Below are 21,042 nucleotides of genomic sequence, written 5' to 3' on the forward strand. Positions count from 1 at the left end.
TCCTTTCTTTTTATATAGACTTATGAAATTATGTGCCTGAGAGGAGAGGGCTTGCAACTGGGTTTTAGGACTGACCCTATATTATTACTTGAGTCTCTTTTATATAATGAAAAAAAAATAAGGGTGTGCCAGTTTTAGCACACCCTTTATTTATAAAGAGTTTTATTATTGAAAACTTATTTTAGCTTGGTATAGCCATATTTAGCACATGCACCTAATTCTTCTTCAATGCGAATTAATTGGTTATATTTAGCCATACGGTCTGTACGCGACATAGAACCTGTCTTAATCTGACCAGAATTTGTTGCTACGGCAATGTCAGAAATGGTAGTATCTTCTGTTTCACCAGAGCGGTGAGAAGTTACTGTAGTATAGCCATGACGATGAGCCATTTCAATAGCTTCAAGAGTTTCAGTCAAAGAACCTATTTGATTTACTTTAATAAGAATAGAGTTAGCTGCCCCCATCTTAATACCTTTTTCCAAGAACTTAACGTTGGTAACAAACAAGTCATCACCTACTAACTGGCAACGGCTACCAATCTTAGATGTTAATTTTACCCAGTTTTCCCAATCGTTCTCATCAAGACCGTCTTCGATAGAATCGATAGGATATTTTGTAATTAATTCCTCAAGGAATGCAATTTGCTCATCAGCAGTTAGCTTCTTGCCGTTAGGATCTTTAGGCATACCATTCTTTAGCTTAGAATAGTCGTAGAACCATTTGCCATCTTCACATGTAGCAAATTCTGATGCAGCGCAGTCCATTGCGATTTTAACATCTTTACCAGGCTCATAACCAGCATCTTTGATAGCTTGCATGATAGAATCGAGAGCGTCTTCAATGCCATCAAACTTAGGAGCGAAGCCACCTTCATCACCTACAGCTGTAGATAAGCCACGTTTTTTAAGAAGTTTTGCCAAAGCGTGGAAAACTTCAGCACCCATACGGATACCTTCTTTTTCGTTAGGAGCACCTACAGGGCGAATCATAAATTCCTGAAAAGCGATAGGAGCATCAGAGTGAGCACCACCATTGATGATGTTCATCATAGGAACAGGAAGCACATAAGTGTTAGCACCACCGATATAACGATATAAAGGTAGGTTTAAGGCTTTTGCAGCGGTATGAGCTACAGCTAAAGAAACGCCAAGAATAGCATTAGCACCAAGCTTACTTTTTGTAGGAGTACCATCAAGAGCTAACATCTTATAGTCAATTGCACGCTGATTAAAAACGCAATCGCCTTTAAGAGCAGGAGCGATAACAGTATTAACGTTCTCTACTGCTTTTAAAACACCTTTACCAGCGAAACGTCCTTTATCGCCATCACGAAGCTCTAATGCTTCATTCTCACCTGTAGAAGCACCAGAAGGAACGCTTGCACGCCCCATAACACCGTTGTCTAAAGTTACCTCTACTTCAACTGTAGGATTGCCACGTGAGTCCATTATCTCGCGAGCATGTACTTTTTCAATCTTCATAACTAATTTTTTATTTTAAAAAATGAAATAATAGCCGTTATTATTTACTGCAAAGATAATAAAAATACCCGATAAAACTATTTATATAAAAAAAGTTATATTAGGTATTTTTACTTAATTAACTTTTATGCTCGTATCAATATAGTAACATCTTTAGCTGCTTGTGCTCCCATCACAAGAGCTTGTTCTATGTCAGCTGTTTTGCTTGGTCCAGATATGAAAGTGCCAAAGCCATAAGAAGGCATTTCTATCTTTTTATAAGCTTCATGCATATTATTAACCACTTTTTCTTTATCTATTATTATGACAAGAGCTTCGGATATGAAGCATACAGCACGTTCTTTCATGGTTTGGGGTATCCATACACACCCGTTTTCTGCAACAGCTATTTCACCTTTTACAATGCCTACGTCTACTCCATCTAAGCAGGCTGCGTCTTTAACAGTGTCAGGATTAATGTTAGCTTTAATACCTTTAACGTTAGAGCAATACACTTTTGCATCTGGGTATATCTTACGAATAGTAGCATTGACATCTTCTGTTTTATCTATTTCTATTACGTTACACCCCACTTCTTTGCTCATTGCAATATATTGCTTTATGACATCGGGATAAGTGATGGCGTTTACTTTTATCTCTGGCAAGTCGAACTCTTGAGATGTATTTTCACGCAACTTCTTTAATAAGTCTTCTTTTTTCATTTTCTTATAAAACCTTTTATACAAACAGCTTATTTATACGTGTTTACTGGTTTTTGCATTTTTCTTCTTTTAGTTCTTTCATAGCCTTTTTAAAAATCACATGGAAAGGCATTTTGGCTACGGTAGGTGTTGTGTGGCCTATGCTCCAAGGGTTTAAAGTCTTGTTGTTTAGCCATTTGTCAGGAATGTAATTAGCTAAAGATGCATTCTTTGTGATAGCATCATAGATAGAAAACCTGCTAAATATAGTCTTCATACCTTCTGCCATAACCATTTTTTCGGTATTAGCCGTACCATACATGCGAAGGCGTTGCCTCCAATCGTATATCTGGCTGCCTGGGTCTACTTTAGCAGGGCATACATGATCACAGCTTAAACATAAAGAGCAAGCAGACACATTGCCACTATATTTATGAGGATCGTGTAACATACCAAGGTTTACTCCTATCGGACCTGGTATGAAATAGCTATATGAATAGCCTGTAGAGCGACGATAAACAGGACAGGTGTTCATGCAAGCGCCACATCTAATACATTTCAAACTGTTCCAATGCTCTTTGTCGCGTAGCATATTGCTTCTACCGTTATCAACTAAAATGACGTGCATTTCGCCATCAGGACGAGCTTTCCTGAAATGAGATGTAAAGGCTGTAGAGGGCTGACCAGTCCCTGAACGTGCAAGTAAACGGTGAAAAACAGCCAAAGCGTCATAGTTTGGAATAATTTTCTCAATGCCCATAGCTACTATATGTAGCTTAGGTAAAGAGGTAGACATATCGGCATTACCTTCATTGGTGCACACAACACAATCGCCTGTAGCTGCAATACCAAAATTACAGCCCGTCATTCCTGCTTGAGCCGTTTCAAATTCATGCCTTAGGCTAAGCCGCGCAGCATGGGTAAGATAAGTAGGGTCGTAATTGCCTTTATCATAAGATATTCCTAAACGTTCAAAAGTTTTGCCTATATCTTCGCGAGAAATATGTGATGCAGGTACTACGATGTGGGAAGGCTTCATGTGCATTAGCTGTAAGATGCGCTCTCCCAAGTCGCCTTCTACAACATCAATGCCACGTTTTATGAGATATTTGTTCATCTCACACTCTTCTGTCAGCATTGATTTAGATTTTATCAATTTAGAAACTTTCTTAGTTTCTAATATGCCATAAGCTATTTCGTTAAACTCTTGTGCATCATTTGCATAATGGACTGTAACGCCATTCTTCTCTAAGTTTGATACAAACTGCTCTATATAATCGGCAAGATGAGTTATTGTATGTGCTTTTATCTTACTTGACAGCTCTCTTAGCTCTTCCCATTCAGGGAGAGCCATAGCTGCATCATCGCGTTTTTGTCTTAGTTCCCAGAAGGTTTTATCATGGCGTGCTATCTTTTTTTTGTCTTTTAAAAATTCAGCAGCTTTTATAGAATGATATGTAGACATAATATATATGATGTTATTATTATTATAAGTTTGCTGCTAATATTTCAGCAACATGCATAAACTTTATGTTATAACCTTTCTTTTTAGCTATCCCCTGCATGTGCATTAGGCACGAGCAGTCTGCCCCTGTTATTATCTCGGCACCCGTAGCTATATGGTTATTTACCTTATCTGTACCCATAGCTGTGCTAACATAAGGCTCTTCTGCAGAGAACATACCTCCAAAGCCGCAACACTCATCTTTACGCTCAGGCTCACATACCTTGATGCCTTCTTTCAAATTTAATAATTTTACAATCTTATTTTCTACAGGGAGATTATTTTCAGAAGGAGTGCTTAGCCCTAACACACGTACACCATGGCAAGAATTGTGTACCGAAACTTTATGCTCAAACTTACCGGGCAATGCTTTAATATGTAAAATGTCAGATAGAAATTCTACTAATTCGTATGTGTTATGTGGGGTGTTACATTTATGACTCATAAAGGTAGGATAATTATGGCGTATAAAAGAAGAACACGACACACTTGGGGTTACAACATAGTCGAATGATTTAAACTTTTCTTCGAAATGATTTGCTAAATCTAATGACATCTCCTCAAAACCGCCATTTGCCATAGGCTGACCACAGCAAGTTTGTTTTTCAGGATAAATAACATCTATTTTTAGCTTTCTAAGAAGTTTATAAGTAGCTACACCTACCTCTGGGAACAAGGCATCGACGTAGCAAGGAATAAAAAGTCCTACTTTCATAATGTTATTGTTTTTCTTAATTCGCATTACAAAATTAAAAAAAAATATCTAAACGAGATAAGATAAACTGCACTATTTTAGCTATTTCTTTTAACAGAGAAAAGAGATTATTTATAATAGTAAAAGTGTAAAAAAAAAGATTCAATAAATATTATTATTGAATCTTTTGCGCTTTATCTGCTTAACACTTAGAAAAAGAGTTCCGCTTTGATAATATAGATGTTAATTCTGCTTAAAGCAAAGCATACGAGCGAGGCTTTTTTTTTGAGCAAAGACGCTTAAATGATGATGTATGGTTTGCTGCGTTTTGTAGTTGTTGCTCGTGAACCTTTTTTAGGCAAGTAGACTTTCGGGCCGGGAACGGTTGTGCTATAGTATAGGAATCGCCTAATTCGTTTTATCTGATCGGGTGTGAATTTGTTACCAGAGGTATAGAAATAGTCCATTATATTATCCGACCTAAATATGCTACCATCAGAGATGGCTCTACGCAAAAAGAGAGTATCTGTAACTTCTCTATATTCTTTAATAGTACTTGCAGCTTCTATTTTAGGTACAAGTCTATAGAAAGTCCTCATATATTCTTCCCTGTCGTATTCTTTAGTGTCATCACAATAGTCGTTTTTATCGTTAGGAGAGCGAAAGCAGTGGTATAACCCTAAGTAATGACCTAATTCATGTGCAAGGACGTTAGCAGGATTAAAGTCGGAAGATAATCTGTTATTATATTTCAGCCAGTACCCTAAGAGCGATTCTTGTAATGTTATAGACACGTTGTAAGATTTATAATCATTACCCATAGATATTAAATCGCCTTTTTTAGCTACTTCTTTTGGCATTTTGGGTACGGTAGAAACGCCACCTATATCTTTTTCTTTTGTGGTATAAACATAAATGTTAATATATTTAGTTCTATCCCAGCCAATATCGTGAAATTTATGACCAGCCTCCTCTGCTATAAGCGATTGGTAGCTTATGGAGTCTTCGGTGATATTGTTGCGGGTAATGCCTTTTTCGCTCATTGTTTTGCCCTTAGGGCTTTTGTCGGCAAGTTCGAACTTAACATTAGCATTCGTTTGACTATTATACCCATTATAGAATCTGTTTATAACATCTACTATGTCTTGCATATCGTTAGAATGTACTCTCGACAAGGTAGATCTTTTGTTTTGCAAGAAGTGAAATATAATTTTAAATTTATAGGTAGCCTGTTTAAGGTCTTGCTCCGTTAGGTGTGTTTCTACTGGGGTAGGTGGCTTTGTTGTAGTGGGTTTGACAATCTCCGGATCGGAACATGCGCATAAGGTGGTAATGATAAGACAAAAGAGGAATGATAGTTTTGTGAAGTTCATGTTTATAATAATGTCTGAGAGTTTTTATGAAATATAAAATTATAAGCTCTAAGCGTAAAGTAATAAAAGCAACTATGCTCTGTATAGTATACATCGTTTTGTACTACAGAGAAAGGTTTTGCTTGCTTATTACTTACTGAAAGTGTTATTTAGAAAAGATGTTGTTATCTTATAATAGATTGATAATCTTCTTCAAAAAGGCGTGGATGTTTCCCGATAAGAATAAAATTAAGTAAGCAATTTGCTAAAATTTCTTCTTCAGAAAGTTCTACATTAGGTTCACGTTTCAGCTCTTTCCCTAATAGTACGTCCCAAGGACCATTAAAAGCACTATCGTCTGCCCCAAAGAACATCTCGTTAGTGTCAGGGTCTTGCATCAATTCGTAGCGTATTTGCTTTTTAGATGTTACTGGCTTTATTTCTAAAAGCATGTTATAAGCATGCTCAAAAGGCTTACGCTGGTGGCGTGCCTTAGGATACATTAAGCCAAGGTAGGGATATATTTCTGTAAAAGCGTAAGTCTTGAAAAGTTCCTTTATCTTCATTTTATTTTATTATTTTTCATACCTATCACATTGTTACAGCTTATAAGGGCAGTGTAAAAAAAGATAGGAGTTAAACATAAGAATGTTATCCGTATAATGTTTTATCTTTATTTTGCAAAGGTACATATAAAAGCTGGTTTATAAGAAAAAACATAGCGATTAGTTATATAGATATACAAAGAATTTATTGAAATGTATAATCAAAGTTTTAAGGAGTAAGAAGGTTTCGGTTTTTAAGTGTTAAGATGTTAGGTTTTAATAGAAAAGAGCCGACAAAAATACGGTAAAAAGGTGAGGTGGAGGAAAGAAAAATAAATTAAAAATGTAACAAAAATAATCTATTTTTGTTTGCAACGGTTTATAGTTTATCTTATAGGCGTTATGCTTTTTGTGTGTAAAAAATGGTAGGAGGGCTGATGATGTAGAGTGTTTTTTGTGTGTTTTAGTATAGGTGTTGTATAGAGAAAGGTGGTGAAGATGTGGGTTATAAGTGTAAGGAGGTTGTGGCTGAAGTATTAGGTAATGTGTGCGTGTGTGTTGTAACTTGTTGATATAGAGTGGCAGTAAGTGTGAGATGGCTTTAAAAGTTATACTTAACAATATTTATTAGCATAGTTAGGACGTAAATAGCTATTTTTTTGTAAATTTGCATTTTATAAAATTAAATATATTGATAGGATAAAAAAAAGAAAATAATCATTATAAATAATCATTCATTTTTATGAGTAAGCAAACAGAAAAGATTAAGGCACTCGTTGAAAAGCGCGAGATAGCTCGCCTTGGTGGTGGTCAAAAAGCCATAGATAAGCAGCATGAACGTGGCAAGTATACCGCTCGTGAGCGTATAGAGATGCTTGTAGATGAGAATAGCTTTGAGGAGTATGATATGTTTAAGCTTCACCGTTGTCATAATTTTGGCATGGAGAAGAAACAATATTTTGGTGATGGTATCGTAGCAGGTTCTGCTACCATAGATGGTCGTTTAGTGTATCTTTACGCGCAGGATTTCACTGTAAATGGTGGTTCTCTTTCAGAGACAATGGCTCAAAAGATATGTAAGGTAATGGATATGGCTATGACTAATGGTGCTCCTGTTATATGTATGAACGATTCTGGTGGTGCTCGTATTCAAGAGGGTATTTCAGCTTTAGCTGGCTATGGTGAGATCTTTGAGCGTAACATATTAGCTTCAGGTGTTATACCTCAGATATCAAGTATTCTTGGTCCATGTGCTGGTGGAGCGGTTTATTCTCCTGCTTTGACGGACTTTATAGTTATGAAGGAGCAGACCAGTTATATGTTTTTAACAGGTCCTAAGGTGGTTAAGACTGTAACGGGCGAGGATATTGACGCCGAGCATCTTGGCGGTGCAAGTGTTCATGCTACTAAGAGTGGTGTTACAAGTTTTACAGCAAAGACAGAGGAAGATGCTATTGACATTATCAAAAAGCTCCTTTCTTATATTCCTTCTAACAATCGTGAAGAGGCTCCACGCGTAGAGTGTACCGATCCTATCGACCGTAAGGAGGATATTTTAAACGAAATTATACCAGACGATCCTAACCAGGCTTATGATATGTATAAAGTAATAAAAGCCGTTACGGATAATGGAGAGTTTTTTGAGGTACAACCTAAGTTTGCAAAAAATCTTATTACAGGTTTTGCACGTTTTAATGGTCAGAGTGTAGGTGTTGTAGCTAATCAGCCAAATGCTTATGCCGGCGTGTTAGATGCAAATGCGAGCCGTAAGGGTGCTCGTTTTGTACGCTTCTGTGATGCGTTTAATATTCCAATAGTATCGCTTGTAGATGTTCCTGGCTTCTTACCGGGTACAGGTCAAGAATATAATGCAGTTATTCTTCATGGTGCTCAGTTGCTTTATGCTTATGGAGAAGCTACTGTGCCAAAGATTACAATAACCTTACGTAAGAGCTATGGTGGCTCGCATATCGTAATGGGTTGTAAGCAGTTGCGTGCAGATCTAAACTTTGCATGGCCAAGTTCAGAGATAGCTGTAATGGGAGGTTCAGGAGCTGTTGCAGTGTTATATGGTCGCGAGGCAAAGAAGGTAAAAGAAGAAGGCGGCGATGCTAAGCAGTTCTTGGCAGAAAAGGAAGAGGAGTATGCAGACATGTTTGCTAATCCTTATCAGGCAGCGCAATATGGTTATATAGATGATGTTATAGAGCCTCGTAACACACGTTTTCGTATATGTCGTGGCTTAGCGCAGCTTGCACATAAAAAGCAAGATTTACCAGCTAAGAAGCACGGCTGTATGCCTATGTAATAAATGGAGGATTAAGAATATGGATAAAAATGTATTCGCAGCCATAGCAATGGCACTCTATGAATATGCGGGAAATAATATTCACGATAATGAGCCTGGTATCATAACCATTCGTCCTAAGCAGACGATGTGGGATGCTAAGTTTGAGATTATGACCAAGAAACCATAAATAAGAGAATCTTAAATGAAAGAGTTTAAATATACCATAGAAGGTAAAGAGTATAAGGTAACGATCGGTGAGATCGACAGCGAGAACGTTGCAGACATTACTGTAAACGGAGAGGAGTATAAAGTGCAAATGGAAAAGGAAGCTGCTCCAGAGAAAAAAAAGGTAGAACTGGGCAAGCCTTCTGAAAGCACAGAGGAAGAAACCTCAAGTGCTGTTACTGTCAATGCAGCTAACGCTGTAAAGGCTCCGCTACCTGGCACTATTACTTCTGTAGAGGTAACAGTAGGTCAGGAGGTGAAAGCTGGTGATACTGTAGTAGTATTAGAAGCTATGAAGATGCAAAATGCTATTGAAGCAGAAAAAGACGGTAAAGTAACAGCTATTGCTGTGAAAGTGGGGCAGGCAGTGCTCGAAGACGATCCGTTGGTAGTAATAGAATAATTTTCTAACATATATAACATAAAATAAGGGCTGCAATTGTAATATATTGCAACCCTTTGTTTTTTTTTTATTTAAACTTAAATGTTCTGGAAAAGAATCTTCCTTCTGCGCTATAGTTTGTTTCCTTGTTTAGGAAATATTACTGTAGGCTTAAAGGTTAAGGCTTCTTCAGGCGTCATTTGCGCATAAGAAATAATAATAACTACATCGCCCACAACGGCGCGCCTTGCCGCTGCACCATTAAGACAAATGCAGCCACTGCCTCGTTCGCCTTTTATAATATAAGTTTCTATACGTTCTCCATTATTATTATTTACGATCTGTACTTTCTCGCCAGCAATAAGATTAGCAGCGTCCATCAGATCTTCATCTATGGTTATGCTACCCATATAGTGTAAGTTAGCCTCTGTTATTGTAGCACAATGTATCTTACTTTTTAATACTTCTATAAACATTTTACCCTTTATATTTTATATGATCTATCAAACGAATGGGAGTTTCACCACAATATACCGTGATACAGCCCACGATATTATCACTATCGTCCCAGCTATGTACATCAAGGAGCGTGTTGCCATCTACTATTTGAAAATATTCTACCTCTAATCCTTCTATCGCATTTATCTTATTAACGACATAATCATGAGTTTCTTCTACGCTATGTGTTTTACTATAAACAACGCTCTCACTCAATGCTTTATAGATATTTGGAGCAATAGCACGTTCTTTCTTGTTTAATAGCATGTTGCGTGAGCTTTTTGCTAAGCCATCTTCGTTGCGGATAATAGCACATTCCACTATCTGAATGTCCATTCCTATATAATCTACAAGACGTTTAATAACAGCTATTTGCTGCCAATCCTTCTCACCAAAATAGGCTCTGTCTGGCTTTACAATAAAAAACAGCTTACTGACTATTTGGCATACACCATTAAAGTGTCCCGGGCGCTTAGCCCCTTCCATAACGGTAGTTTGGGGAGGGAAATCAAATTTGCGCTCATCTTTAGTAGGATAAATCTCTTTTTCAGTAGGTGCAAACACGATATTAGCCCCACTGTCTTCTAATAGCTTGCAATCAGCCTCAAGCGTTCGCGGATAACGGTCAAAGTCTCCTTTATCATTAAACTGTGTAGGATTTAAAAAAACGGAAACAATGGTGATATTGTTTTCTTTTACACAACGTTTTACTAATGAAGTATGCCCCTCGTGCAATGCACCCATCGTGGGAACTAAACCTATTGATTTACCTTCTTTACGAGCATTGAAAATCTCGTTTTGAAGCTCTACAATCTTTTTAATTACTTTCATCAAACTTTTTATTTTCTCTGAAAAACTCCATTTTTTACTAATGCAAAGTAACAACAAAATACTTAAAACAACAAAGGAAAAAAGAAAAATATCCATTCTTGTAAACTTATTTACTATGAATTTGTGTGAAATACACATCTTTATTAATAAAAAGTAGTACCTTTGCAAAAATATTAATTAATATAGAATGGGAAAGAGAATATTATTTATTAATCAGGAAATCACTCCTTATGTTCCTAAGACAGAGCTATCAATCTATGGAGCTAATATGCCCAGCTTGATGCAAGAGAGTGGGTTTGAGATTAGAACTTTTATGCCAAAGTGGGGAGGAATAAATGAACGTCGCGGGCAGTTACACGAGGTAATTCGCCTCTCTGGCATGAACTTAATAATCGATGACACCGATCACCCATTAATTATTAAAGTTGCAAGTATCCCTCAAACACGTATACAGGTATATTTTATAGATAATGAAGATTATTTTCAGAAACGCTCAACAATGACGGCTGATGAGAATGGCAAAGAGTTTTCAGATAATGGAGAACGTACTATATTTTTTGCAAGAGGTGTGCTTGAAACAGTAAAAAAATTAAGATGGGCTCCTGATATAATACACTGCCAAGGCTGGATGGCTTCAGTTATACCTCTATATGTGAAAACTGCTTACAGGGACGAGCCACAGTTTGCTAATTCAAAAATTGTTACTTCTTTATTTAATAGCCAACCTTCAAACTTAGGAGACAATTTTAAAAGATGCTTGGAGTTTAGAAGTGCAGATGCTGAAAAGTTAGCTAAATATAAAGAAAAGTTTGATGCTACAGAGTTAGGTAAATTAGCTATAGACTATTCTGACGGCATAATAGGTGTAGGAAAAGAGGTGAATAAATCTTTAATAGATTATGCAATGTCTTCTTCTAAAGAATTGTTGTTGCATGATAATGAAGATGAAGAAATAAAAACAAAGTATGCCAACTTCTATAATAAGATAATTGGATAAATATCGCAGAGAGTATTATTTATGAAAAAAGTGCTTTTTTTCTTAGCCGTATCATTAGTTTTTTTAATATCATGTGATGATACAACAGGTAATGTGGGGGTGTCGCTTATTACAGAAAATGATAAGTTGGAAGTTTCTGCAGATAGCTTTGATGTTTCATCAGAATCGGTTCTTGCGGGCAATATAGCAGCATATTCGGCTACTGGGTATCTGGGAAGAATGATAGATAATGAGTCAAAAGTTAATGTAACAGCTAATTTTATGACTCAGTTTCATGTGCTTGATAATTATGCAATGCCTGTAAAAGATAGTATTGCAAGCCTTGATAAAGATAGTCGTGTTATAGCCGACTCTTGTGAAATACGTTTATTTTACAAGAAAATATATGGTGATAAATTGTCTCAAATGAAGCTTACCGTTTATGAGCTTGACAAGCCAATAGAAGAAGGCATTGATTATAATACCGATTTCGACCCTATTGCAAAAGGATATATACGCAAAGGTGGGCTTAGAGTGAATAGAAGCTATACTTTAGCAGACCTAACAGAGCCTGATAGCGTGAGAAATTCTTCTAAATATGAGAAGAATATTAATATACGCTTACATGATAAGTATACAGATAAAGACGGCAAAACATATAACAACTTTGGTACTTACCTTATGCGTAAATATCAAGAGAAGCCAGAAAGTTTTAGAAATTCATATCGCTTCTTGCATGATGTCTGTGCAGGTTTTTATTTTAAGATTACTGATGGTGAAGGTTCTATGGCAAATATAGAGCAGGCTCAAATAAATATTTATTATAGAAAAAAGGAAGGGAAAAAAGAAAAAGTAACATTTACTAAGTTAGTAGGTACAGAAGAAGTATTGCAGTTGACCAATTTTGATGATAACAAAGAGCAGCTTAAGTCGTTAATGGGCGAAACAGGGCATACTTATTTGAGCTCTCCGGCAGGAATATTTACACAGATAACTTTGCCTGATGATATTGTAAATGGTAAGTATCAAGACTATGTTATAAACTCGGCAAAGATAGAAGTAAGATGTGTTAATAACAAAAACTCTTCAGTTTACAATTTTGGAGCACCTCAACATATATTAATGTTGCCTGCTGACAGCGTGAAAGCTTTCTTTACTCATACTCGCTTAAATGATAATAAAACATCTTTTTTGGCAACATATAACCCTGTGAGGAACTCATATATATTTAATAATATATCTGGAATAATAAATTTATTTAAGCAGGCAAGGTCGTCTTCTGTAACGGGCAATTTAGGAAAAGTGTTATTAATACCTGTAGACTTACAGACAATTACCACAGGAAGTGGGGCAGAGAAAAAGACTACTGTTACGATGATTTCCAATAAGATGGGTTTATCAAGCACAAAGCTCTTAGGTAATACCACAAAAGGTAATGGCTTGAGGATAACGGTAGTTTATAGCAAGTTTAAGGATAAATAAAAAACATATAATTTTAAATGGCTGATAATTTCTTAGAACGTCATAGAGAAGACTACGAACAACGTAAAGCAGAGTGGTTGCTAAAGAAGAAAAATATAAAAAAAAATAAGAAATTAAGTATAGAGCGTCCTGAAAACGAATCTTTGTAATAATATTTTATAGTCGGATACTTTATAAAGTATAACGACTATTTTTTACTTTTAACACTAATAAGATAAGCAATATAAATGATATAATATTAGTTTGGCATATCATTTGCAAATATGTTTATATAGATATATTTCAGAGACAAATAAAGAAAAAAGGAAGTTTTAAGGATATGATGAATCAGTTTTCACCCAAAGTGTCAGAAGTTCTTTCTTTTAGTAGAGAAGAGGCTGAACGATTAGCAAATAGTGCTATCGCTCCTGAGCATATACTGTTAGCTATTTTACGCGAACAAACGGGGGCGGTATGGGATCTTTTTCAGGAACAGGAGCTTGACATTAACAACATAAAACAAGCTCTTGAAGAACGTCTTCGTAGAGGCAATAATGATCGTATAGCCATAACTTCAGACATTAATCTGAATGAGCAAGCTAATAATATATTACGTTTAGCTGTGTTGGAGGCAAGATTGCAACATGTGCATACTGTAGATGTACCTCATTTATTTCTTGCTATCTTACATGATGCTACTTTAAATGGGGCTAAAGAAGTATTGGAAGAAAATAATATTAATTACAACTCAGCATTATCCTCTATGCACATGAAAGCTAATACACCTCAAAATGGATTGGGAATGGCTGAAGATGAAGAAGGCGAGGAAGATGTACCTATGGGTAGCTCTTCATTGAATAGTAATACGGAAGCTATTTCAAAATCTAATAACAAGTCGAGTACACCCATTTTAGATGGCTTTGGTACCGATCTAACACGAGCCGCTATAGATGGGAAACTTGACCCGGTAGTAGGAAGAGAGAAAGAAATATTACGAGTAAGCGAGATATTAGGCAGACGCAAAAAGAATAATCCAATATTAATTGGTGAGCCAGGTGTAGGTAAAAGCGCAATAGTAGAAGGATTAGCTTTGCTTATAGTAAAGCGTATGACTTCTCCTATATTATTCGGAAAGAGAGTGATAGCTCTTGATATGACAGCTATCATTGCAGGGACAAAGTATCGAGGACAGTTTGAAGAGCGTATTCGTGCATTGATAAAAGAGATAGAAAAGAATCCTAATGTTATCATTTTTATAGATGAAATACATACGCTTATTGGAGCAGGTTCTACTCCCGGATCAATGGATGCTGCTAATATTCTCAAACCAGCTTTAGCTCGTGGTACTATACAATGTATTGGTGCAACAACATTAGAAGAGTATAGTAAGTCAATAGAGAAAGATGGAGCCTTAGAACGTCGTTTCCAAAAGGTTTTAGTAGAACCTACTACACAGGAAGAGACTATTGAGATACTTCAAAACATAAAAGGTCGTTATGAGGATCATCATCATGTATCTTATACGCAAGATGCTATTTTAGCTTGTGTGAAATATTCTGATCGTTATATTACAGATCGTTTTTTCCCAGATAAGGCTATTGATGCATTAGATGAGGTAGGCTCACGTATACACATGAGAAGCGTAAAGGTACCACAAGCACTTATAGACCTTCAAAGAGATGTTGAGGATGTTATACAGAAGAAACAAGCTGCTGTTAAAAATCAAAACTTCGAATTAGCAGCAAGTTTTCGTGATAAGCAAAAAGAATTAGAACATCTTCTTAAGGAAAAGCAGGAACAATGGCAGCAAGGTGATGTGGGAGAGCGACCTAACGTAACAGAAGACGAGGTGGCAGATGTTGTTGCAATGATGAGTGGTGTACCTGTTCAGAAGATAAAAGAGGCTGAAGGTGTCAAGCTTAAAAACATGGATAAAGAGCTTAAAGAGGTTGTAGTAGCTCAAGATAATGCAATTGAAAAGATGGTAAAGGCTATCCAACGCAACCGAGTAGGTTTGCGAGATCCTAATCATCCCATAGGTGCTTTTATGTTTTTAGGCCCTACAGGTGTAGGAAAGACTTATCTTGCGAAGAAATTAGCTGAAATAATGTTTGGCTCTAAAGATGCTATAATACGTGTTGATATGAGTGAATATACAGAAAGTTTCAACACTTCGCGTTTGATAGGTGCTCCTCCGGGGTATGTAGGATATGATGAAGGAGGACAATTAACAGAGCGTGTGCGTCGTCATCCTTATTCTATTGTCTTGCTTGACGAGATAGAGAAGGCTCATGGTAACGTCTTTAATATATTATTACAAGTATTAGATGAAGGACGTCTTACTGATGGTAACGGGCGTTTAATAGACTTTCGTAATACTATTATCATAATGACGTCAAATGCAGGTACTCGCCAATTGAAAGAGTTTGGGCAAGGAATAGGGTTTAATGCAGCTAATATTAACGGATTATCACAAAATGAAAGTGATAAGGAACGTGCTCGCGCTATTGTGCAAAAGAGTCTAAGCAAGCAGTTTGCGCCAGAGTTTTTAAATCGATTAGATGAAATAATAACTTTTGATCAATTAGATCTTAAAGCTATAAAGCGGATAATAGATATCGAATTAATAGGTCTTTATAAGCGTATTAGTGATATTGGTTATGCTGTTCAGATATCAGATGTGGCAAAAGAATATGTTGCTACAAAGGGATATGATGTACAGTTTGGGGCTCGTCCGTTAAAACGGGCTATCCAAACTTATATAGAAGATGGTATAAGTGAGCTTATCCTATCTGACAAATTAAAGTTAGGAGATACTATTAATATTGATAAAAAACAAGATGAAGACAAACTGTCATTTGAAATAAAGAGCACAGAATAAGTATTATAAAAGAAGACCTCTGCTAAGCCTTTCTATTTAATAGGTTTTATATAAAATATTTTCTTACCTTTATGGAATGAAATATAATTTTATACTATTATAGCTTAGTAGAGGTCTTTTAGTTTAGAACAAAGTATTATGACATTGATATGTCTTTAGTTTTATTGCTGTTATAATATTGAAAAATCTTTGGAAATCCATTCTTTTTGAGTATTTTTGCATGAAAATAGATGTTTAGTAAATAACAATGCAAAAGTCAGATACACTGCAAGAATTTAAAGAAGTACTTAGGAACTGTAGAGAATTGTTTAAGAAGAAGCTTTATGACTACCAAGCATCATGGCGTATTTTACGCCCCTCTTCTCTTACTGATCAGCTCTTTATTAAAGCTAAACGTATTCGCTCTATAGAGATTACAGGAGAGAACTTAGTTGGCGAAGATGTTTTGTCTGAGTTTGTTGCGCTTATTAACTATGGCATTATAGGTTTAATACAGCTTGATAAGGGATTTGTTGATACGATAGATGTTGATAATGATGAAGCTTTAGCATTGTATGATAAATATGCTAACGTGGCTTTTGAGCTTATGTTAAAGAAAAATCACGATTATGGCGAGGCTTGGCGAGATATGCGCGTAAGTAGTTTTACCGATATTATTCTTACTAAGCTTCAGCGTATAAAGGAAATAGAGGATCATAAAGGTAAAACTTTAGTAAGTGAAGGCGTTGATGCTAACTATATAGATATTATAAATTATGCTATTTTTAGTGTTATAAAGCTTAATGAAGAAGACTAAGATTATTATAGTAAATATAGCTAGAGTAATTCTTGCTTTAACTTTTATCTTTTCTGGATTTGTTAAAGCAATAGATCCTTTAGGCTCTCAATATAAGATAAAAGAATATATTGAAGTGCTACATATGTCGAGCTATGTGCCTGATTGGGTGCAATTATTGCTTTCGATAGGGTTATCTGCAGTGGAGTTTACTTTGGGAGTCCTTCTTTTGCTTGCTATTCAGCGGCGTAAGGTTAGTAGAATAGTATTAGTGTTTGCCTTTATAATGACTATTATTACTTTATGGCTTACCATTAGTAATCCTATTCAGGACTGTGGCTGCTTTGGAGATGCATTAAAGCTTACAAATATACAAACTTTTTCTAAGAATATTATATTGTTTCTTGCTTCATTGGCTTTAGTTAAGTGGCCGCTTTATCAGCCTCGTTTTATTTCAAAGAATAATCAATGGATAGCATCTAACTTTACTATAATATTTATTCTTGTCGTTTCTGCTTTGAGTCTTTACCATTTGCCTATATTTGATTTCCGCCCTTATTTCATTGGTCAAAACATAAAGAAGGCTATGGAGATACCTAAAGGTGCAAAGCAAACAAAATTTAAGACTACGTTTATTTGCGAGAAAAATGGTATTACAAAGGAGTTTGATGAGAAAAATTATCCTTATAATGATACTACGTGGGTGTTTAAAGACTCGCGTCAGCAAATAATAGAGAAAGGTTATGAGCCTCCTATACACGATTTTTCTATTACAAATGATAGAACGGGGGAAGATATTACCGGCTCTGTGCTTACGCATGATGGATATGTATTTTTACTTATTATCCCATTTATAGAACAAGCCGACGATGCTAATTTCAGTGATATAGATGCTATTTATAAATATGCAAAGGAAAATAATTATCCTTTTATGGCTATAACGGCAAGCACAGATACTTCTATTAAGCATTGGAGGAATATAACGGGAGCAGAATATCCTTTCTATTCTGCTGATGGTACTACGTTAAAAACTATTATTCGTAGTAACCCAGGTTTAGTCTTATTGTATAAGGGGACAATTATAAACAAATGGAATCATAATGATATACCAAAGGCAGAAAAGCTTAACGCTCCGTTAAGTTTGCTTACTATTGGTCATGAGCCTGAAGATAACACATTGGGAAAAATAGTTTTAATACTTTTGTGTTATGTTTTACCTCTTATCTTACTTATTGTAGCTGATAGGTTTTGGGCATGGTCTGTATGGATAAAAAAGAAAGAAAGATGGATAAAGATGAAGGAGAAATGGCTTATTAATCAAGAGAAAGGGCAAACAGCAAAGATGTTACATAAGGCAGAAAAGGTAATGGGGCAAGCTGAAAAGGTAATGGGTAATGCTGGTAAGGCTGTTTCAAATGCAAGTAAAAGTATGGTTGATAAGCTCAAAAATGACAAAAAAGATACTCCAGATCAAGATAAGACAAGTATTTAATAACATATATAAACTTAATTAAAAATAATAGATAATGAGAAAGAAAATTGTTGCAGGTAACTGGAAGATGAACGAGAACCTGCAGGAGGGTATAGCTTTAGCTAAGGAGATTAATGAAGTGTTGACAGCAGAAAAGCCAAACTGTGATGTTATTATTTGTACTCCTTTTATTCATTTAGCAAGTGTTGCTAATGTATTAGATTCTTCTGTAGTGGGATTAGGTGCAGAAAATTGTGCTGACAAGGTTAGTGGAGCTTATACAGGTGAGGTTTCTGCTGCTATGGTAAAGAGTACAGGTGCACAATATGTTATTTTGGGACATTCTGAGCGTCGTGAATATTATGGTGAAACAGCAGAGATTTTAAAGGAAAAGGTACAGTTAGCATTAGCAAATGGGCTGAAAGTTATCTTCTGTTGTGGTGAAACTTTAGCAGAGCGTGAGGCTGAGAAGCAAAATGAAGTAGTAAAAGCAGAGCTTGCAGGGTCTGTTTTTCATCTTTCAGAGGAGGAATGGAAGAATATAATTTTAGCTTATGAGCCTATTTGGGCTATTGGTACAGGTAAGACAGCTACATCAGAGCAAGCAGAAGAGATGTGTGCTTATATTAGACAGATTGTAGCTGAAAACTATAATAAGGAAGTAGCAGATGAAACATCTGTGCTTTATGGTGGTAGCTGTAAGGCTAGTAATGCTCCAGAACTATTCTCTAAGCCAAATATAGATGGTGGCTTAATAGGTGGTGCTTCTTTGAAGTGTGCTGATTTCAAGGGTATTATTGATGCTTGGAAGAAGTAATATTTTAGATAAAGAATTTATATAAATCCCGTTTAAAGGAGGAGTTTTTTGCTCCTTTAGCGGGATATTTTCTCATATATAAGTAAAGAAGATGAAAAAACTTCTTGTAATATTATATCTTATACTATGTTATATTAATTCTATTTCTGCACAAGGCGTTGTTACTGTAACGCAGAGTTCAGATATTGAAGCCATTGTGAATGGTAAGAAAGCTAAAACAAAAAAGCAACTAAAAACAGAAAAGAAAACTACAAGGGAGGATAAAAAACAGTCTTATGTGCCAGTAGTGCCACCTTCTTCTCACTCTCGGCTGCAAGAACCTGTAATGGAACGTGTGCAAACACCTGTAATATCTTCAGGTAAGCCACAATCGTCTAATGATATAGTTTCTGCTCCAAGGACAAAGCTTGTAAGAAAACTTGTGAAGAAACCTCATGTTTCGATGTCTGATGGAGAGGACGGTGAAAGTCAGATAGTAACTAAACGTCTTAAGCATACGTTTAAAAAGGTAAGAGGTTTTAGAGTACAAGTGTATAGTGGAGGAAATACTCGCATAGCTCATCAAGATGCAAATAAAGCAGGAAAGAAGGTTAAATCTCTTTTTCCTTCGCAGCCTGTATATGTTCATTTTTATACACCGCGCTGGATGTGCTTAGTTGGAAATTTCACTAACTATCATGTTGCTCGAAAGATTGCTCTTAAAATGCGTAAGGCAGGGTATCCTAATGCTAATGTTATTCGCACAATTATTTCTGTAAAAACTACACAAGTAGTAGAAGAAACACCATATATTGGTATTCCTAAAGAATCTTATTCACCTTATTAATATATATAATAGATACAAAATACTTAATGGCAAAAGGTAACGAGTTTCGTGAAGGTTTAGAAGAATTAGCCTTTCATTATGAAAAAATATTATCTCTTCTTGGTGAAGATCCTTCTCGTGAAGGTTTAGAGAAAACTCCTATGCGTGTAGCAAAAGCTATGCAAGTACTTACTCGTGGTTACACGCAGGATCCTCACAAAGTGCTTACTGATGCGCTTTTTGAAGAGAAATATAACCAGATGGTAATAGTTAAGGATATAGACTTTTTCTCTATGTGTGAACATCACATGTTACCTTTCTATGGAAAGGCTCATGTTGCTTATATTCCTAATGGTAAGATAACAGGATTAAGTAAGGTGGCGCGTGTTATAGACATATTTAGTCATCGTCTTCAGGTGCAAGAACGATTAACAGAGCAGATAAAAGATTGCATACAAGACACTCTTTGTCCGCTTGGTGTTATGGTAGTGCTTGAAGCAAAACATATGTGTATGCAGATGCGTGGTGTAGAGAAGCAAAATGCAATAACTACAACAAGCTCTTTTAGTGGTGCTTTTAATCAGGCAAAAACCAGAGAAGAGTTTATGACTCTTCTTCATGGAAAGAATATATAAATTAAGGAAATTACAAAATAAAGAAAAGTTTTATGAAGTTTAATTTAAGAGCATTAGTGTTATCATCTTTAGGCGTTATAGTATTGTTTACAGTAAGTTCGTGTTTAGGTGATAGCGATAATAAAAGCAATACTGATAATGAGTTTTTAAAGAAAGCTGTAAAGAGCTCGTTAGGTTCTTGGAATGGGACATTAAAGTTTGCAAATAGTCTTGGAGTAAAGGAAGATGTTAATAATGTTTCGTGGATAGCTTCACAAGAAAAGAACAATTATTATATAACGATTCCTAAGTTTCCTATTAGTAAGATAGCTAATAGTATACAAATGCCAAAGAGTGCTTCTTTAGTGGAAAAAGCTCTTTATGACAGCTTGAGTCTTGTAAAAAATGGCATCAGCAGTCTGCCAGATGTAAGCTATAAAGCTATTGTTGGCTCTGTGAGAGTGAATGATCCAGCATGGAGCTTTATACCGATAGAAAATATAAAGTTTAAGCTTAATTATCTAAAAAAAGATCATTATTATATGTTGATGCAAACCGATGGCACTGAAAACGGTAAGAATATATATGCGTATACATATAGTAGCTATTATATAACATCTCCTGAGAGTATGGCTATTAATGGAGTTTTTCAATATTTGGTGGAAACAAATGAAAAAGGAGAAGTGTTGAAACTTGTAAAAGAATATAGTCCTTCACAGTTTTTTTACAAGTCGGTTAGTCATAAAAAATAATTTTT

At 35.7% G+C, this 21,042-nt stretch carries 20 protein-coding genes and 1 pseudogene; 13 read left to right on the forward strand and 8 right to left on the reverse strand.

Annotated elements, in window-relative coordinates; genetic code table 11:
* Window positions 1-176 precede the first annotated feature (176 nt).
* From eno to AC1DCD_RS07580, 6 genes are all read right to left on the reverse strand, one after another.
* Complete coding sequence (gene eno, locus AC1DCD_RS07555) at window positions 177-1,484, reverse strand: phosphopyruvate hydratase (RefSeq protein ID WP_008450344.1); 1,308 nt, start codon at window positions 1,482-1,484, stop codon at window positions 177-179.
* A 125-nt stretch (window positions 1,485-1,609) separates the two neighbouring features.
* Window positions 1,610-2,185 carry a LutC/YkgG family protein gene (locus AC1DCD_RS07560; protein WP_019035710.1) on the reverse strand — a complete coding sequence of 192 codons (576 nt, stop codon included), beginning with the start codon at window positions 2,183-2,185 and terminating at the stop codon, window positions 1,610-1,612.
* A 43-nt stretch (window positions 2,186-2,228) separates the two neighbouring features.
* Window positions 2,229-3,629: a lactate utilization protein B gene (locus tag AC1DCD_RS07565; protein ID WP_036854600.1), complete on the reverse strand. Its 1,401-nt coding sequence runs from the start codon at window positions 3,627-3,629 to the stop codon at window positions 2,229-2,231.
* Window positions 3,630-3,651: 22 nt separating this feature from the next.
* Window positions 3,652-4,383, reverse strand: coding sequence for a (Fe-S)-binding protein (locus AC1DCD_RS07570; protein ID WP_464640162.1), 732 nt, complete (start codon window positions 4,381-4,383; stop codon window positions 3,652-3,654).
* Between the two features lie 278 nt (window positions 4,384-4,661).
* A complete protein-coding gene (locus tag AC1DCD_RS07575; protein ID WP_464640164.1) occupies window positions 4,662-5,735 on the reverse strand; it encodes a zinc-dependent metalloproteinase lipoprotein in 1,074 nt (357 codons plus the stop codon).
* A 164-nt stretch (window positions 5,736-5,899) separates the two neighbouring features.
* Window positions 5,900-6,280 carry a hypothetical protein gene (locus tag AC1DCD_RS07580; RefSeq protein WP_008450269.1) on the reverse strand — a complete coding sequence of 127 codons (381 nt, stop codon included), beginning with the start codon at window positions 6,278-6,280 and terminating at the stop codon, window positions 5,900-5,902.
* 721 nt (window positions 6,281-7,001) lie between these two features.
* Here AC1DCD_RS07580 and AC1DCD_RS07585 point away from each other — a divergent pair.
* The 3 genes from AC1DCD_RS07585 to AC1DCD_RS07595 are packed head-to-tail and all read left to right on the forward strand — an operon-like array spanning window position 7,002 to window position 9,177.
* Window positions 7,002-8,567: an acyl-CoA carboxylase subunit beta gene (locus tag AC1DCD_RS07585; RefSeq protein WP_060933431.1), complete on the forward strand. Its 1,566-nt coding sequence runs from the start codon at window positions 7,002-7,004 to the stop codon at window positions 8,565-8,567.
* A gap of 19 nt (window positions 8,568-8,586) precedes the next feature.
* Complete coding sequence (locus tag AC1DCD_RS07590; RefSeq protein WP_008450278.1) at window positions 8,587-8,736, forward strand: hypothetical protein; 150 nt, start codon at window positions 8,587-8,589, stop codon at window positions 8,734-8,736.
* Window positions 8,737-8,751: 15 nt separating this feature from the next.
* Window positions 8,752-9,177, forward strand: a complete 426-nt coding sequence (locus AC1DCD_RS07595) for a biotin/lipoyl-containing protein (protein ID WP_308532632.1) — start codon at window positions 8,752-8,754, stop codon at window positions 9,175-9,177.
* Between the two features lie 110 nt (window positions 9,178-9,287).
* Here AC1DCD_RS07595 and panD read toward each other — a convergent pair whose 3' ends face one another.
* Both panD and panC read right to left on the reverse strand, forming a co-directional pair.
* On the reverse strand, window positions 9,288-9,632 hold the full coding sequence (panD, locus tag AC1DCD_RS07600; protein WP_008451176.1) for an aspartate 1-decarboxylase: 345 nt from the start codon (window positions 9,630-9,632) through the stop codon (window positions 9,288-9,290).
* 1 nt (window position 9,633) lies between these two features.
* Complete coding sequence (panC, locus tag AC1DCD_RS07605) at window positions 9,634-10,485, reverse strand: pantoate--beta-alanine ligase (protein ID WP_060933488.1); 852 nt, start codon at window positions 10,483-10,485, stop codon at window positions 9,634-9,636.
* A 187-nt stretch (window positions 10,486-10,672) separates the two neighbouring features.
* Here panC and AC1DCD_RS07610 point away from each other — a divergent pair, with 187 nt between their 5' ends.
* The 10 genes and pseudogenes from AC1DCD_RS07610 to AC1DCD_RS07655 all read left to right on the forward strand — a co-directional run bounded on the left by AC1DCD_RS07610 (window position 10,673) and on the right by AC1DCD_RS07655 (window position 21,037).
* Window positions 10,673-11,482 (forward strand): glycogen/starch synthase, encoded by an 810-nt coding sequence (locus AC1DCD_RS07610; RefSeq protein WP_060933432.1) that lies wholly within the window; start codon window positions 10,673-10,675, stop codon window positions 11,480-11,482.
* A gap of 21 nt (window positions 11,483-11,503) precedes the next feature.
* Complete coding sequence (locus AC1DCD_RS07615) at window positions 11,504-12,943, forward strand: DUF4270 domain-containing protein (RefSeq protein ID WP_464640168.1); 1,440 nt, start codon at window positions 11,504-11,506, stop codon at window positions 12,941-12,943.
* A 17-nt stretch (window positions 12,944-12,960) separates the two neighbouring features.
* A complete protein-coding gene (locus AC1DCD_RS07620) occupies window positions 12,961-13,092 on the forward strand; it encodes a hypothetical protein (protein ID WP_008451197.1) in 132 nt (43 codons plus the stop codon).
* 170 nt (window positions 13,093-13,262) lie between these two features.
* On the forward strand, window positions 13,263-15,803 hold the full coding sequence (locus AC1DCD_RS07625; protein WP_464640170.1) for an ATP-dependent Clp protease ATP-binding subunit: 2,541 nt from the start codon (window positions 13,263-13,265) through the stop codon (window positions 15,801-15,803).
* Window positions 15,804-16,050: 247 nt separating this feature from the next.
* Window positions 16,051-16,599, forward strand: coding sequence for a DUF1599 domain-containing protein (locus AC1DCD_RS07630; RefSeq protein ID WP_008451187.1), 549 nt, complete (start codon window positions 16,051-16,053; stop codon window positions 16,597-16,599).
* Window positions 16,586-18,070, forward strand: a complete 1,485-nt coding sequence (locus AC1DCD_RS07635) for a BT_3928 family protein (RefSeq protein WP_464640172.1) — start codon at window positions 16,586-16,588, stop codon at window positions 18,068-18,070. The genes AC1DCD_RS07630 and AC1DCD_RS07635 overlap by 14 nt, the downstream gene beginning before the upstream one ends.
* Window positions 18,071-18,090: 20 nt before the next feature.
* Window positions 18,091-18,866, forward strand: a pseudogene (gene tpiA / locus AC1DCD_RS07640) (triose-phosphate isomerase); the annotation flags it as partial.
* 91 nt (window positions 18,867-18,957) lie between these two features.
* Window positions 18,958-19,692: an SPOR domain-containing protein gene (locus AC1DCD_RS07645; RefSeq protein ID WP_019035699.1), complete on the forward strand. Its 735-nt coding sequence runs from the start codon at window positions 18,958-18,960 to the stop codon at window positions 19,690-19,692.
* Between the two features lie 26 nt (window positions 19,693-19,718).
* The gene (folE, locus tag AC1DCD_RS07650) at window positions 19,719-20,306 is read left to right on the forward strand and encodes a GTP cyclohydrolase I FolE (protein ID WP_008451199.1); all 588 of its coding nucleotides are present in this window, start codon (window positions 19,719-19,721) and stop codon (window positions 20,304-20,306) included.
* Between the two features lie 32 nt (window positions 20,307-20,338).
* A complete protein-coding gene (locus AC1DCD_RS07655; protein WP_464640175.1) occupies window positions 20,339-21,037 on the forward strand; it encodes a DUF4840 domain-containing protein in 699 nt (232 codons plus the stop codon).
* The last annotated feature ends 5 nt before the right edge of the window (window positions 21,038-21,042 follow it).

The sequence above is a fragment of the Prevotella sp. C0209C1 genome, from assembly GCF_056583855.1.

What these genes read in the sequence shown, in the direction of transcription:
- AC1DCD_RS07625 (WP_464640170.1), top strand. Translation starts at nt 13,263, where the DNA reads ATGATGAATCAGTTTTCACCCAAAGTGTCAGAAGTTCTTTCTTTTAGT.
- AC1DCD_RS07585 (WP_060933431.1), top strand. Translation starts at nt 7,002, where the DNA reads ATGAGTAAGCAAACAGAAAAGATTAAGGCACTCGTTGAAAAGCGCGAG.
- AC1DCD_RS07620 (WP_008451197.1), top strand. Translation starts at nt 12,961, where the DNA reads ATGGCTGATAATTTCTTAGAACGTCATAGAGAAGACTACGAACAACGT.
- AC1DCD_RS07575 (WP_464640164.1), bottom strand. Translation starts at nt 5,735, where the DNA reads ATGAACTTCACAAAACTATCATTCCTCTTTTGTCTTATCATTACCACC.
- AC1DCD_RS07565 (WP_036854600.1), bottom strand. Translation starts at nt 3,629, where the DNA reads ATGTCTACATATCATTCTATAAAAGCTGCTGAATTTTTAAAAGACAAA.
- AC1DCD_RS07570 (WP_464640162.1), bottom strand. Translation starts at nt 4,383, where the DNA reads ATGAAAGTAGGACTTTTTATTCCTTGCTACGTCGATGCCTTGTTCCCA.
- AC1DCD_RS07635 (WP_464640172.1), top strand. Translation starts at nt 16,586, where the DNA reads ATGAAGAAGACTAAGATTATTATAGTAAATATAGCTAGAGTAATTCTT.
- eno (WP_008450344.1), bottom strand. Translation starts at nt 1,484, where the DNA reads ATGAAGATTGAAAAAGTACATGCTCGCGAGATAATGGACTCACGTGGC.
- AC1DCD_RS07615 (WP_464640168.1), top strand. Translation starts at nt 11,504, where the DNA reads ATGAAAAAAGTGCTTTTTTTCTTAGCCGTATCATTAGTTTTTTTAATA.
- AC1DCD_RS07590 (WP_008450278.1), top strand. Translation starts at nt 8,587, where the DNA reads ATGGATAAAAATGTATTCGCAGCCATAGCAATGGCACTCTATGAATAT.
- folE (WP_008451199.1), top strand. Translation starts at nt 19,719, where the DNA reads ATGGCAAAAGGTAACGAGTTTCGTGAAGGTTTAGAAGAATTAGCCTTT.
- AC1DCD_RS07580 (WP_008450269.1), bottom strand. Translation starts at nt 6,280, where the DNA reads ATGAAGATAAAGGAACTTTTCAAGACTTACGCTTTTACAGAAATATAT.
- AC1DCD_RS07655 (WP_464640175.1), top strand. Translation starts at nt 20,339, where the DNA reads ATGAAGTTTAATTTAAGAGCATTAGTGTTATCATCTTTAGGCGTTATA.
- AC1DCD_RS07630 (WP_008451187.1), top strand. Translation starts at nt 16,051, where the DNA reads ATGCAAAAGTCAGATACACTGCAAGAATTTAAAGAAGTACTTAGGAAC.
- panD (WP_008451176.1), bottom strand. Translation starts at nt 9,632, where the DNA reads ATGTTTATAGAAGTATTAAAAAGTAAGATACATTGTGCTACAATAACA.
- AC1DCD_RS07595 (WP_308532632.1), top strand. Translation starts at nt 8,752, where the DNA reads ATGAAAGAGTTTAAATATACCATAGAAGGTAAAGAGTATAAGGTAACG.
- AC1DCD_RS07610 (WP_060933432.1), top strand. Translation starts at nt 10,673, where the DNA reads ATGGGAAAGAGAATATTATTTATTAATCAGGAAATCACTCCTTATGTT.
- panC (WP_060933488.1), bottom strand. Translation starts at nt 10,485, where the DNA reads ATGAAAGTAATTAAAAAGATTGTAGAGCTTCAAAACGAGATTTTCAAT.
- AC1DCD_RS07645 (WP_019035699.1), top strand. Translation starts at nt 18,958, where the DNA reads ATGAAAAAACTTCTTGTAATATTATATCTTATACTATGTTATATTAAT.
- AC1DCD_RS07560 (WP_019035710.1), bottom strand. Translation starts at nt 2,185, where the DNA reads ATGAAAAAAGAAGACTTATTAAAGAAGTTGCGTGAAAATACATCTCAA.